The organism is Undibacterium sp. GrIS 1.8, assembly GCF_040544445.1.
In the GTDB taxonomy this organism is placed as follows: domain Bacteria; phylum Pseudomonadota; class Gammaproteobacteria; order Burkholderiales; family Burkholderiaceae_D; genus Undibacterium.
In genome coordinates, this window is the sequence record NZ_JBEONQ010000070.1 from 1 (window position 1) to 15,098 (window position 15,098).

Annotated in this window: 8 protein-coding genes; 1 reads left to right on the forward strand and 7 read right to left on the reverse strand. The window is 49.0% G+C overall.

The genetic code is table 11. The features are described from left to right. Positions 1 to 90: 90 nt before the first annotated feature. The 7 genes from AAKU64_RS20645 to AAKU64_RS20675 form a co-directional block, all read right to left on the reverse strand. The gene (locus AAKU64_RS20645; RefSeq protein ID WP_354362885.1) at positions 91 to 231 is read right to left on the reverse strand and encodes a hypothetical protein; all 141 of its coding nucleotides are present in this window, start codon (positions 229 to 231) and stop codon (positions 91 to 93) included. A 424-nt stretch (positions 232 to 655) separates the two neighbouring features. Beyond that, positions 656 to 1,606: a ketopantoate reductase family protein gene (locus AAKU64_RS20650; protein ID WP_354330766.1), complete on the reverse strand. Its 951-nt coding sequence runs from the start codon at positions 1,604 to 1,606 to the stop codon at positions 656 to 658. Positions 1,607 to 1,674: 68 nt separating this feature from the next. After that, complete coding sequence (locus AAKU64_RS20655) at positions 1,675 to 3,237, reverse strand: efflux transporter outer membrane subunit (protein WP_354330768.1); 1,563 nt, start codon at positions 3,235 to 3,237, stop codon at positions 1,675 to 1,677. After that, a complete protein-coding gene (locus tag AAKU64_RS20660) occupies positions 3,234 to 6,467 on the reverse strand; it encodes an efflux RND transporter permease subunit (protein ID WP_354330770.1) in 3,234 nt (1,077 codons plus the stop codon). The genes AAKU64_RS20655 and AAKU64_RS20660 overlap by 4 nt, the downstream gene beginning before the upstream one ends. Next, positions 6,464 to 9,613: an MdtB/MuxB family multidrug efflux RND transporter permease subunit gene (locus AAKU64_RS20665; RefSeq protein WP_354362886.1), complete on the reverse strand. Its 3,150-nt coding sequence runs from the start codon at positions 9,611 to 9,613 to the stop codon at positions 6,464 to 6,466. The genes AAKU64_RS20660 and AAKU64_RS20665 overlap by 4 nt, the downstream gene beginning before the upstream one ends. Further along, the gene (locus AAKU64_RS20670; RefSeq protein ID WP_354362887.1) at positions 9,610 to 11,067 is read right to left on the reverse strand and encodes an MdtA/MuxA family multidrug efflux RND transporter periplasmic adaptor subunit; all 1,458 of its coding nucleotides are present in this window, start codon (positions 11,065 to 11,067) and stop codon (positions 9,610 to 9,612) included. Before AAKU64_RS20670 ends, AAKU64_RS20665 begins: the two co-directional genes overlap by 4 nt. A gap of 555 nt (positions 11,068 to 11,622) precedes the next feature. Beyond that, positions 11,623 to 13,200 (reverse strand): methyl-accepting chemotaxis protein, encoded by a 1,578-nt coding sequence (locus AAKU64_RS20675; protein ID WP_354330775.1) that lies wholly within the window; start codon positions 13,198 to 13,200, stop codon positions 11,623 to 11,625. A gap of 469 nt (positions 13,201 to 13,669) precedes the next feature. On the opposite strand from AAKU64_RS20675, the gene AAKU64_RS20680 reads away from it, so the two are divergent. Beyond that, positions 13,670 to 14,929, forward strand: coding sequence for an ATP-grasp domain-containing protein (locus tag AAKU64_RS20680; RefSeq protein ID WP_354330777.1), 1,260 nt, complete (start codon positions 13,670 to 13,672; stop codon positions 14,927 to 14,929). Positions 14,930 to 15,098 lie beyond the last annotated feature (169 nt).

Below are 15,098 nucleotides of genomic sequence, written 5' to 3' on the forward strand. Positions count from 1 at the left end.
TTGCTTTTCCATTTCCACTCCATCTCATTATTGAAATCGTGAGCTTGAAGGATTTAGATTTGACTTGATAGTCTGGGGTTTATGGAGCGCTTACACTCCATTAATGCTACCGACTAGACTTAAATCACCATTTTTTATAGCGTGCACGATGTCTGAAAATACGCCTCGCCAAGCAGATGGCACTGGTCTCTGGTTCATATCGTCTTTTACAACAGGTTCGAACGCGCTCATTGCTTTCCCTCGACCGTGCATTTGTCGTAAATATTGGTTTCAAACTAAAACCCAATCGCTATGTCAGCAAAGTGCCGAAAGCGGAAGTCCAGTATGAGCGATCTTTTAAATATTTGCATCACGAGGTTTTCACTAACTTGACGTACTTTTCACGTTATTTGTCATCCGAAAGTTGGCGAGTATTCAAAATGGTTTGTTTGTTCGTCGAGAGCTTCTAAAAAACCTTTAACCGAGATGCAGCGCGAGGCAAAGTTACAACCTAGACGCTGCAATACGTCGCTATTGGGAGGGTTTGCAAAGAGGCGATGCGCTCGAGTATGGGTTTTTTTGAAATTCCCAGTTGCAAGTGTCAAATGTTTATGCGCGCCCTAGAGCATAAGTCTTGGAAGTCCGAATAAACAGGGGAGGTTGACGGGGTACTATTCTATTTTGCCGTGTCTCTGGCATCGATCATTTTCATCAGGGCGTAGATCGCCTCCAGTACTGGCATGGACACTTGCTCGCGGCGTCCTGCCCGGACGACGTTGCCTAGGATGACTTCTACTTCCATCGGACGACCGTTTTCAAAATCCAATGCCATGCTCGTTTTATAGGCAGGGCCATTTTTGGTACGTTCGATGAACTGGTCGACCATTGCTACTGGCAAGGGATTGTCGGTTGCAGCCGCGACTTCGATTACCTCCAGCATGGCTTTTTTAACTAGTGCTTTGCCTTCGTCAGGTCCCAGAATAGACGCCGTATCGAGTACGCCGCCGAGTACAGAAATCGGGTTAAACACCGCATTCCAAACACATTTATGCCAGCGCCCTTTGACGACATTGTCGGTCAGCGTCATTTTAATACCGTCACGTTCCAGCAAGCTTGCTAACAATTCGCAGCGCGATGAGATGCCACTGGGATAAGTGCCGAATGTTAAGTCGCCCAAGGCATGGTGCTTGACTTTGCCTGGCGCAACGCGGCTGATCTGGACGTACGCAAGTGCGCTGATCAGTTCATTGTCGGGGAAAGCCGCAGCGATTTCTGCTTCGATTTCAACCCCGTTCTCGATCAGAACGATGGTGGTATCGGGACCGACTGCATCTTTAATCATTGCGGCTCTGTCCACGCCATGTACGACTTTGACGCTGAGGATCAGATAATCGGGCCAGCCACCCTGATAGTCCGCCGTGTGTTGTAAAACTTGCGCAGGTGTGAAATGCATCTGACCGAGTGAGGGACTATCGATATCAAATCCATGTGATTTGATTGCATCAAAGTCGGAGCGACAAACAACCGAGACATCTGCGCCTCGCTCTGCGAGCAGCGCACCATAAAAGCTACCAATTGCTCCTGCGCCTACGACCAATACCCTGGTTTTTTCTGATGATAGAGTCAATTTATTTCTTTCGTTAGAGTTGGAACTTACGTAAATTGAACAGGCAGAAATCGGTACTCAAGCATTGATTATCGGCTAGTTATTTTATCCATCGCGCTATTTTTGTTCGCTTCTGCATCGAGTCCCTGCCAGCCACCGCCCAAACCTTTGAGCAATTGTACTGTCGCGCTCAATTGGCGTCCGCGAATATTGATCTCGCTGCTTCTGGCGTTTTGCTGGGTTTGCTGTGCGCTCAAGACATTCAGATAAGGTACAGTTCCCGCACGATATTGATTCGTAACTAAATTGAGGGCGACGTTGGCAGACGCTACAGCTTGTTTCTGTAAATCGGCCTCGCGTTGCAGCAAACGCAATGCGACTAACTGATCTTCCACTCCTTGCAATGCGGTTAAAACAGTTTGTCGATAATTGGCGGATGCCTGATCAAAGCTTGCTCTGGCCTGATCGACGGCAGCTTGCTTGGCACCGGCATCAAAAACGGTTAACGCAAGGCTAGGTCCAAGCGACCAGAATTGATGTGCGACATCAAACAAGCCAGACAAATTGCTGCCACGATAACCCGCATCGGCGGACAAATTCAATACCGGGAATAAGGCTGCTCTAGCTACGCCAATACTGGCATTGGCTGCGGCAACTTGTCGTTCTGCCGAGGCAATATCAGGGCGACGCTCTAGCAAGCTGGCTGGCAATTCAACAGGAATACTCGGCAGTTGAATCGCTAACATTTGCGCACCGGTTTGCTCGGCCTCTGGTGCCAGCGAAAAACCAGTAGCGGGTTTGCCAAGCAAAGCAGCAATCGCATGTTCGAGCTGAGCAACAGTGATTTGATTGTCAGCGAGCTGGGTTGAGGTAGACAGCCATTGGGTTTCTGCCTGTGATACATCCGACTTTGTTGCGACACCGGCGGCATAGCGATTACGGGTTAACTCCAGCGATGATTTATAGGCGGCGACACTTTCTTTGAGCAGGGTGTCTTGAGCTGATGCGACCCGTAGGGAAAAATAATCTATCGCTAATTCTGCCTGCAAGCTCAACCGAGTATTAGCTAAATCCGCGAGACTCGATTGTGCGGTGAGACTTTGGGAATTCGCTTGCTGCCGCACACGTCCCCAGATGTCGGCTTCCCAGCTTAAAGTGCCACCCACTTGCGTGCTATTGCTAATGTTGCTCCCAGAGCTGGTTACATTATTACTTGAGCCATTACTGGCGCTATTGCTGCCACTACTATTACTACCGCTTGCAGAACGGGTCGCGCTGGCTTGCACACCAATCGTCGGGAAAAGACTGGCGCGGGCTTGCTGAGACAAGGCAGAGGCTTGCCTCCAGCGTGCTTGCGCAATGGCCAGGTTTTGATTGGACGCTTCCAATCCCGTCATTAACTGATCGAGCATAGGATCATTAAATTGTTGCCACCAATTGCCTTTATGCGCATCATCCGATGGTTGAGCGAACTGCCAGTTGGCCGGCAAACTTTCTTTATATTGTGCAGGCAATGCCATGTCGGGACGACGATAGTCTGGCGCCATATTGCAGCCGCTCAAGCTAACTAGCACAGCTGCAATGGCAATGGTGAGTGTGCCAACCGTAGCCGCAGAGCGCGGACAGAATGTAGACGTAGCCTTTAGTTTCATGATGGCAGTTTTCCAGGAATCAGGTTAGGGCGATTAGTTTGCGCAGTCGCGGGATCAATGTAGTTGTCAACGTGATTGTCACTGCGGTTGCCACTGAGCTTATCTAAGTTTGGATGACGCCAGCGCTTAAATTTAAGACGCAGACAATCGAGTACCAGATACATGACAGGTGTGGTGTACAACGTGAGCCATTGGCTAACTAGCAGACCGCCGACGACGGCAATGCCCAGCGGGCGACGTAGCTCAGCACCGTCGCCACTACCAAGTGCCAGTGGCAGCGCCCCAAGCATCGCTGCAGCAGTCGTCATCAAAATGGGGCGCAAGCGTAATAGGCATGCCTGATGAATCGCCGTTCTAGCATCGAGGCCATCACGCTTCTCAGCGACGATGGCAAAGTCAATCATCATGATCGCGTTTTTCTTGACGATACCGACCAGCAAGATCACACCAATAAAGGCAATCACACTGAACTCGCTACCGCATAACATTAAGGCGAGCAAGGCGCCTAAGCCGGCAGATGGCAGGGTGGATAAAATCGTAATCGGATGGACCATGTTTTCATACAAAATACCCAGCACGATATAAATTGCCAGCAGCGCCGCCAGAATCAACATAGGTTGGTTGCTGAGGGAATCTTGGAAAGCTTTCGCACTCCCCTGGAAAGTCGCCCGGACTGTATTTGGCACACCTGCGTTCATCAATGCGACATCAATCGCCTGCGTCGCCTGACTCAAAGAGACATCCTGCGCCAGATTGAATGAGACGGTGGATGCTGCGAACCCGCCTTGATGATTGACCGATAGCGCCGTGTTGGCACCCTTCCATTGTGCTACGGCAGACAAAGGCACGATGTTGCCCTGCGCTGTCACCAGGGTAATCTGGCGCAAGGCTTCCGGCCCTTTCAGATAGGCTGGCATAGCTTCCATCACGACCGTATATTGGTTCAGATCCTGATAAATATTGGATATCTGACGCTGACCAAATGCATCGCTCAAGGTCGCGTCCACCATTTGCATATTTAGCCCCAGCCGCGCTACTGCGTCACGATCAATGACCAAACGGGTTTGAATACCTTTTTCTTGTGCATCGGTATTCACGTCGGTGAGTTCGGGTATTTGTGACATTGCTGCGCGGATGATCGGTTCCCATTTTCTGAGCAGATCGAGATCATCTGATTGCAAGGTATATTGATAAGCTGCGTCACTTTGGCGGCCGCCTATACGGATATCACTTGCTGCCTGGAGGAACAAATTAGCACCAGCGATGCGTCCTAATTTTGGTCGTAAGCGATTCAGAATCACATCCGCAGAGACACCGCGTTCCTTCAACGGTTTCAGCACTACGAACATAAATCCACCGTTACTGCGGGAGCCGCCGGTATAGGCCATGACGTTGGCAACAGCCGGGTCGTCTTTGACAATGGTGACTAGCGATTTGAGCTTTTCGCTCATTGCAGCAAACGAAATACTCTGATCCGCCTGCACACCTCCAACTAAGATGCCGATATCTTGTTGTGGGAAAAAGCCTTTAGGAACGATCACATACAGCCATACGTTAGCCGATACCGTAATGAAAAAAAGTAACAGCATGGTTTTGGTGTGATTGAGTGCCCAGTTCAAAGACTTGCCGTAACCAGCCTGCAGCCTGTTCATACCATTTTCTAGCCACACCGCCATCGGTGCAAACCAGGCGGATATTTTTTGCCATCCCCGTTTGTTTTTTTGCTGCTTTTCTTCTTCGCTTAATTTTTTCGGTTTGCGTAATAGATAAGCGCACATGACCGGTGTCGTCGTTAGCGATACCACCATAGAGATTAATACTGCCGCCGATAAGGTCACTGCAAATTCTCGGAAATAGCGACCGATAATTCCGCCCATTGCCAGAATTGGAATAAATACAGCGACTAGTGATATCGTCATCGACACTACCGTGAAGCCAACTTCACCTGCTCCGCGCATTGCGGCACGGATTGGTGAATGTCCTTCTTCGATATGACGCATACAGTTTTCCAACACCACCACTGCATCGTCCACTACAAAACCTGTGGCAATCGTCAATGCCATCAAGGATAAATTATCCAGGCTGTAATTCATCAAATACATCACCGCAAACGTACCGATGAGTGACACGGGTACGACTACCGCAGGGATTAATACAGCACTTGGGTTACGTAAAAATAAAAATACCACCAGCACCACCAGACCAACAGAAATCGCCAACGAACGTTCGACCTCATGCAAGGATGCACGGATGGTCGTTGTACGTTCCAGCGGCATATCAATATCGACATTGGCTGGTGCAGTAGCGCGTAGCATAGGCAAGATGGCTTTGATCGCCTCTACCGTATCGATAATATTGGCGCCCGGCTGACGGAAGACTTGTAGCTGTACCGAGGGCTTTTCATTAGTGACACCTAAGTTGTACAAGTCTTGCTGCATGTCTTTGACTTCAGCTACATCGCCCAGATAAATGGCGGCACCGTTTTGCCAGCGGACGATGATTCTCTTGTAGTCATCCGCTTTTTTTAATTGGTCGTTGGTCGCTACAAACCAGCTATGCTCGCCATCATCCAGACTACCTTTTGGGGTCGCCACATTTGCTGCAGAAATAGCAGTGCGCACGGCTTCCAGTGACAGACCCATGCGGCCAAGTTCTGGCAAATTGACGCGTACCCGCACAGCAGGTGAAGCACCGCCGCCAATATCGACATTGCCAACGCCTTTTACCTGGGCGATACGCTGTGCCAGCAAGGTCGATGCTACGTCATACAATTCACCACGACCAAGCTGATCAGAGGTCAGCGATAAAGTCAGAATGGGCTGATCAGCCGGATTCACTTTGCGATAAGTCGGGTTGCGCGGCAAACTACTCGGCAAGGTACCGACCGATGCATTGATTGCGGCCTGCACGTCTCTTGCAGCACCATCAATGTCGCGTGACAAATCAAATTGCAAGGTAACGCGGGTAGAACCCAGTGAGCTTGACGAAGTCATCTCGGTGACCCCGGCAATCGAGCCTAGAGCACGCTCCAACGGCGTAGCGACGGTCGCCGCCATGGTCTCCGGACTAGCGCCCGGTAGACCGGCTGAGACTGTAATGGTAGGGAAATCGACTTGCGGTAAAGGCGCTACCGGCAACTGTAGCATGGCAACGCCGCCTGCCAATACCAAGGCCAGCGTCAGCAAGGTAATCGCAATCGGACGACCAATTAAAATACGTTGGTAGCTCATGGTGTCGTCGGCGTATCAGTTGCAGGCTGGGATGGTGAAGCTGATGATGCTGGCGATACTAAAGATGCAGATTTTTGCTTTGGCGGTTTACGCTTTTGTACTAAGCGATCAAAGGCAAGATAAATAACTGGCGTGGTGTACAAGGTCAGGAACTGACTGACAATCAAACCACCGACCATGGTCAGCCCCAGTGGATGACGCAATTCTGATCCCATACCTCTACCTAGCATCAATGGTAAAGCACCTAGTAAGGCAGCTAAAGTGGTCATCAAAATCGGGCGGAAGCGCAGCAGGCATGCCTGATGTATCGCGTCCAAAGGTGACATACCTTGATTACGTTGCGCGTCGAGTGCGAAGTCAATCATCATGATCGCGTTCTTTTTCACGATACCGATCAACAGCACGATGCCGATGATGGCAATCACACCCAATTGATTGCCGCTCACCAGCAGTGCGAGCAAAGCACCGATCCCTGCGGACGGTAAGGTCGATAGAATCGTCACAGGGTGAATAAAACTTTCATACAGCACACCCAGCACGATATACATCGTGACGACTGCCGCCAGGATGAGCCAAAGTTGATTAGACAATGCTGCCTGAAACGCCAGCGTCGCACCTTGGAAATTAGTTCTGATAGACAAAGGTAGACCTACATCGATCTTCGCTTGATCAATCGCATCGACCGCCTCACCTAAAGATGCATCGGGCGCCAGATTAAAAGAGATGGTTGCAGCCGGGAACTGATCCAGATGATTTAAGACCAGTGGAGTGGGGCGTTCACTCACTCGTGCAATCGATGTTAGTGGCACTTGCACACCGTTATTGCCGGTAAGAGATAGCATTGATAGTGCATCAGGGCCTGCTTGAAATTGGCTAGGTACACCCAGCACTACACGGTATTGATTTGACTGAGTGAAGATAGTCGATATTAGTCGCTGACCGTAGGCATTGTACAAAGCGTTGTCGATAGCAGAGACAGAGATACCTAGGCGGGATGCCGCATCACGGTCGATTTCAATATACGCTTGTAAGCCGTTATTTTGAAAATCTGTTGCCACATCTTGTAACTCCGGCAGCGTATTAAGTTTATCCAGTAGCTTTGGTATCCATGTCGCCAGATCGGCAGAGCGGGTGCTGTCAACGGTAAATTGATATTGAGTACGGGTAGTCCGGTCTTCAATACTTAAGTCCTGTACTGGTTGCAAATACAAGCGGATGCCCGGTACTTTTTTTGCCAGTTCTTGCAAACGTTGGATCACCGCAGGTGCGCGATCCCGGCTTTCTAAGGGCTTGAGATTGATCAGCATGCGACCACTATTGACCGTGGTATTCGTGCCATCAACACCAATCAATGAGGACAGACTTTCTACTGCAGGGTCTTCTAGTAATGCTGCCGCCATTGCTTGCTGACGATCTGCCATCGCGCTGAAAGAGATGGACTGTGAGGCTTCGGTTGTAGCCTGTATAACGCCTGTATCTTGGGATGGAAAAAATCCTTTTGGTACTAACATATAGAGCAGAACCGTGACGATCAGTGTGGCAGCTGCGACTAAGAGGGCTAATTTTTGCCGGTCTAATACCCAGCATAAAGTGCGGTCATATCCTGCAATAACCGAGTTGATCGCATTACCAATTCCGCGCGAAATACGTCCCTCTTTTTCTTCATCATGTGCGTGCAGCCAGCGCGATGACATCATTGGTGTTAACGTCAATGATACGACTGCGGAAATCAATATCGCGACTGCTAAGGTGATAGCAAATTCGCGGAATAAACGGCCTACGACGTCGCCCATAAACAGCAAAGGGATCAGCACTGCAATCAGTGAAATCGTCAAAGAGATAATTGTAAAACCGATTTGCTTCGATCCTTTGAGTGCCGCTTGCATCGGCGTTTCACCTTCTTCAATATAGCGTGCGATATTTTCTACCATCACAATTGCATCATCGACCACAAAACCGGTTGCAATGGTCAGTGCCATCAGGGTCAGGTTATTGACGGAAAATCCCGCCAGATGCATCACACCAAAAGTACCGATCAATGACAGTGGCACAGCGACAGCGGGAATGAGGGTGGCGCGCGCGCTGCGCAAGAAAATCGCAATCACCGCAATCACCAGTAAGATCGCAAAAATTAATTCCAGTTGCACATCATTGACCGAAGCACGAATCGTGGTGGTGCGGTCGGTCAGGGTGACCAGTTCTACCGCGCTAGGCAAACTAGCGCGCAAGGATGGCAGTAGCGCCTGAATCCGGTTAACTGTCTGAATGACGTTGGCACCTGGCTGACGCTGCACGTTGATGATGATGCCCGGGGATTTATTTGCCCATGCTGCCAGACGGATATTTTCAGCGCCGTCCACCACAGAAGCAACATCAGAGATACGAATCGGCGCGCCATTTTTGTATGCAATCACGACGTTGCGATATTCTTCCGCCGATTTCAACTGGTCATTGGCATCTAGTGTGGATGCGCGTTCAGCACCGTTAAAACTCCCTTTAGCCTGAAACACATTTTGTACCGAAATGGCGGTACGGATATCGTCCAAAGTCAGACCACGTGCAGTGACTTCGCGCGGATTAACTTGCAGCCGAACGGCAGGTTTTTGTCCACCGCTTAAGGTCACGAGACCAACACCCGGTAGTTGCGAAATTTTTTGCGCCATGCGGGTATCGGCCAAATCCTGCAACTGCGTTAAAGGCAAGGTACTGGACGTCACTGCTAACGTCAGAATCGGTGCATCTGCCGGGTTGACCTTGTTGTACACCGGCGGTTGCGGTAAGTCTTTTGGCAACAGGCTGGCGGCTGCATTGATTGCTGCCTGGACTTCTTGTTCCGTCGTATCCAGACTCAGCGACAAATCAAATCGCAGCGTAATACTGGAGCCGCCGCCAGAGCTGGCTGACCACATTTGCGTCAAACCCGGCATCTGCCCAAACTGGCGCTCAAGCGGCGCAGTGATGGTGGAGGCGATCACATCCGGGCTAGCACCGGGGTACAAAGTACTGACTTGAATGGTCGGATAATCGACTTGCGGTAATGCTGCTAAAGGTAATTGGCGGTAGGCCAGCAAGCCGGACAACAATACCGCCACCATGCACAGCACCGTGGCGACTGGCCTCTCAATAAAGATGCGTGAAATATTCATTGTGGACGACCGCCAGCTTTCTGTTCACCTTTCTGCTCATTTTTGTGTCCATCTTTTGGTGCTGTATCAGTGTTCGCAGTTCCTGACGTACTTGCTGCAGAACTTGCTACAGAACTTGCAGCCGATGCTCCAGCAGAGCCAGCGCCATCAGGACGTTTTCCACCGCGATGTTTTCCTCCTGGTGCTGCTGCCGTTGGTACGACACGTTGCGCCACTACTTGTACTTTCATCCCGTCAGTTAAGCGGTCTGTGCCGTCAACGACCACTGATTCGCCTAGCTCGACACCTTTAATCACGGCGACAGATTTTGCATCCGCAGCACCGGTTTCGATCTGGCGCAGAGTGACGGAGTTATCTGGTTTGGCGACATACACATAAGGGCCGTTAGTACCTTGCTGCACAGCCGTCAATGGGATCAGTGTGACGTTATCGAGTTTCTTCGTGACTAAGCGGATATTCACAAATTGATTCGGGAATAAGCTGTCATCGTCATTGGTAAATTCTGCTTTTAGTTTGATGGTGCCAGTCGTTGTATCAATTTGGTTATCCACACTTTTAAGCTTGCCGGTACCCAGCATTCTGCGGTTGTCTGCACTCCAGGCTTCTGCGATTAAGGGCTCTGTCCCTTTCATACCTCTGATCACGGATGGCAAACTTTGTTGGGGGACTGAAAATACAACGCTAATCGGATTGACTTCATTAATCACCACCAGACCGTTTGCATCCGAAGTCTGCACCAGATTGCCGACATCGACTTGGCGCAGGCCGACTTTGCCAGCAATAGGCGCAGTGACTTTGGTATATCCCAGTTGTAATTGGGCTTGCGCAATCGCCGCTGCGTCGGATGCCACAGTCGCCTGATTTTGTGCTACCAGCGCTGCTTGAGTATCAACTTGTTGTGATGCGATCGAGTCTTGTGACAGTAAAGTTTTATAACGAACCAAATCCAGTTTGGCGACATTTAACTGCGCCAGATCTTTGTCGTATTGGGCTTTGGCGCTATCGCGCTGTAGCTGAAAGGTACGCGGATCAATCTGCGCTAATACCTGTCCTGCTCTCACACTTTGACCTTCTTGAAAAAATATTTGCTCTAAACGACCAGACACTTGCACACGAACTATCGCGGTATTCCGCGCCGTTACTGTACCTAGAGCATTGACCGAAATATCCATACTGCCACTCACTGCCGGACTGGCAACGACAGTGGTGATGCCTCGCTGCCGTCCTCCTGGGCCACCAGGCCCTCCAGGTCCACCCGGTCCGCGCCCAGTTTGGGGGGCACCTTCAGCAGCCGCGCCTGTGGTGCCCGTCGCCGCAGGATTGCGCCAATGATTCCAGCCAAACCAAGCCGCCGCAATCAGGGCAATGACGACTACCAGCCATAAAAACCATTTACCGTTACTGGCCGAGCCGGGGTTTTTTCCCTTGCTGAGATCGTTATTCATATTGCTCATTGAAGTCCTTTTAGGGCGGAGGATTTTTTAAGAATTTTTGAAAGTAATTTTTACACGCAATTTCGCACGTAATGTTTAACGCAAATACCAATGTCAACAAACCAAAGTATGCCCGTTGCAAGTTTGGGGCAGAGTATTGCATCAACCTCAGGTAAAAGAATTTCCCAGAAGTACCAACTTGTAACAAATTATATTGGCGTGATGACACCTGTCTTCTAAATGTAACCCGCCGATGAAGTTCAGAGACTGACATGGTCCTTATTATCGTGTGAAGAAGGTATGGCTGGTCATGTCGCTAGCTGATATTTTATATACCCTACCCCTGTATTTTTAATGTGTCCATAGGATCATTGGGCAATGACCAGTATTTTTATTAAAAATCGGGGAGTATATCTAGTTGAGATTTTTTGACCTACGAAGCTTACTCATAGCTATGCTTGATTTTGCTCGTTGTGTTTTGGAAGCGCTTACTTTCGTGCGATCGCGTCGTGACCAGTTTTGTCAAATTGCGTTATCGCACGAGAGTGCGCCTCAGACTCGTGTGTAAGCCAAGACTTAAGCTGATATCGCCGTATATCTATGCGCTGCATCAAGCTTGAATATGCTGACGACGGATGCCAGGTTGGCTGCCTGTTCTTGCATGGATTGCGCTGCGGCGGCGGCTTGCTCTACCAGTGCGGCATTTTGCTGCGTGACTTCGTCCATTTGCGTAATCGCCAGATTGACTTCCTCGATGCCGGTACTTTGTTCATTGCTGGCAGCAGAAATTTCTGCAACGACGTCGGTGACGCGGCGCACGCTGGCGACGACTTCTGCCATCGTCGTGCCAGCTTTTTGAACTAAGGTGGTACCGGAATCGACTTTTTGTACAGAATCGTCAATCAGTGATTTGATTTCTTTGGCTGCCGCCGCGCTGCGCTGCGCCAGATTGCGCACCTCAGAGGCGACTACCGCAAAGCCACGACCTTGCTCACCCGCGCGGGCGGCTTCGACTGCGGCGTTTAAAGCGAGAATATTGGTTTGAAACGCAATGCCGTCAATTACGCTGATGATATCGACAATCTTTTTAGATGATGCGCTGATCGATTCCATGGTAGCGATCACTTCGCCGACAACTTTGCCTCCATCGGTAGCAATTCCGGATGCTGATTGGGCAAGTTGATTGGCTTGACGGGCATTGTCGGCATTTTGCTTGACGGTAGAAGTTAGCTCTTCCATTGCAGAGGCAGTTTCTTCAAGCGAGCTGGCTTGCTCTTCTGTACGGCTGGATAAATCTAAATTGCCGCTGGCGATTTCGGATGACGCTGTGGCAATCGTATCTGTACCCAAGCGTACCTGCCCGACGACATGCAGCAGGCTGTCGTTCATGGCACGAAGTGATTCCATCAGTTGGCCGGTTTCGTCGGTACTTGAGGAGACGATAGTGCCAGTGAGATCACCCTCGGCTACCCGTTTCGCAATGCTGACAGCTTCGTTTAACGGCACAGAGACAGTGCGCGCAATAAACATCGCTAACATAATCCCAATGATGATCAGCGAGATCAGTATGCCGATGATCAGCGTACGCGATAGGACATAAGCTTCGTCTGCTGATTTATTTGAGGCGTTACTACCGTCCGTATTAATTTTGATCAGCGCGTCGATTTTTTCTGTTGCGTCACGAAATAACTTACTAGAGTCGGTACGAAAAATCACCCGAGCCTCATCTTTTTTTCCCTCACGGGACAGAGCAAGCATTTTCTTATTTGTGCTTAGATAGTCTTCTATAGTTTTTTCGAGTTCTGGATAGATGCGTTTTTCTTCTGTCTCTGAAACTAAGGCTGCATAAACTGCCTGCTGTTTTCGAAATATCTCCAGCCGGGTCGCCAATGATTTTTCGGTCGCGGTCATTTCAGATTCCTCAGCAGACATAATGTGGGTGGATTCAGAAATACGAAAACGTGCAAGCGATGTTTGCATTTGTCCGCCAGCCGTGATGCTAGGTAACCAATTGGTAGCAATGTCAGTTGATGCGTTGTTGACCTTAACAAGTTGCGCTATCGAGAAAATACCTAAAAAGCAGGCCATTACAATGACGATGGCAAAACCTAATATCAATTTTTTACCAATTTTTAAGTCATAGAACCAGTTCATAGCGCATCCTCTTGTGGGTGAATTTTTCAGGCTTAGCAGTGCAATTACATTTTAAAAAGTAAGAGACTAATCAAGACCTCAATTACATTGCTCAGTTAAGGTAATGAGGTGATAGCTTCTTACGGTGCATCTAGTTTTATAGTGCAATTGAGAAACGCCTAAGGTACAAAAGTGTACCACCACCATTTGAATTTGATGTTGTAGTAATGCTATAAAAATCATCCTTAGAATTGTCGCAAAAGCGTTTTGAGAGAGTAGGATGAAAAGCGTTTTTTCTAATGCCTAAGTCGTTAACGATAACTTATTTTTAATATACTCCCCATTATTTTTATTAAAATTGCCTTATTGTCCAGTTATTCTATGGGTAATTAAAATATACTAGATACGAGTATTTATTCATCAGTAGTGGATCATGAGTATTGCTTTAATACTAAAACCACGAGTTCATTAAGATAACGGAGTGGTCGCCTTGGTCTTGATTTCTTCGCCTCCTGACGATAATCCGCCGTTGCTCGGTTTGGCATGCCTGATGCGGATGGCGCACAACGGTATTGATCTTTCGCCCTATGTCCGTCGCGCTGCCAGCAGCCCGGATGACGCTACTATGCTGATGAGCCTGGCGGTATTCTTTCAACTTTCTGGTAACACGCCATTGGCGCTGGAATTACAAGCCAAGGCACTGGGCTTGAGTCAGCATTATCGAATGGCGGCACCCAGCGGTCATGTTGCTTTAAGAATGTTGGTGCTGTTGCGCGCGGGCGAAATGATGGACAACACGCCTGTCGATTTCTTACTGGAGGGATCAGATATCGCTGTGGATTTGATTTATCTGGGAGACAACCTAGCGTTTCCTGAGTCAGTCCCTGAGCACGACATCTTGTTTGTGGCCGTCAGTCAATCGGATCAGAATAATCCGCTTTTACATCAGATCAGCGCTAAGTTAAAAAATTGGCCTCGCCCGGTGTTAAATCATCCCGTACGTATTGCCGTACTATCCCGCAATGGCGTCAGTGATCTGCTGGGTGCTACCTTGTCAGCAGCATCGTTGAGGATTCCAGTGTCGCTACGCTTGTCACGGCAGGAATTGCAACAATTTGCGCTTGACTACGCCGATACCAATTCTGCATTAACAATCAAGCTTAAATTCCCACTGATTATCCGTCCGCTAGATTCCCACGGCGGCAAGGGACTGGCAAAGCTGGATAACGTCAGCGCGATGAGCGCTTATTTGCAAGCACATACTAGTGAGTCATTCGATGAGCTATTCTATCTGGCAGCTTATGTTGATTATCGTAGCCAGGATGGATTGTTTCGTAAATATCGGGTCGCCTTGATTGATGGCCATCCTTATATTTGTCATATGGCTTTGTCAGACAATTGGGTCATCCATTATATGAATGCAGGTATGGAGGAGAGTGCTGCCAAGCGCGCTGAAGAATCTCAGTTCATGGATGGCTTTGATGAGAGCTTTGCGCAGCGTCACCGTGTAGCATTTTCTGCGATAAATGAGCGTTTGCAGCTCGACTATGCCGTAATTGATTGCGCAGAAACCCAAGACGGTCGGTTGTTGATTTTTGAGATAGACAATACCGGCTTTGTGCATGCTTTTGATGCAGCTGGCGTCTTCTCTTACAAATTAGAGCACATGAATAAACTCTTTGTCGCCTTTCAAACCATGTTGTTGAAGAGATCGAAAATAGATCTACTGCATCCTAAGGCTACGCTATAACTACCAATTGATCATTGCTACTCATCTCCGCAAGACCAAACTACAAGCCTAAAAATAGACTAAGAAAATAAGCTCTGAGACCTTTGCATGACAGCCTTAATCAGAGCCGTTTCAGCAAAGGTTGAATTTTTAAAAAATAAAATGATGCTTTTTTAGTGATTTTGTCTTC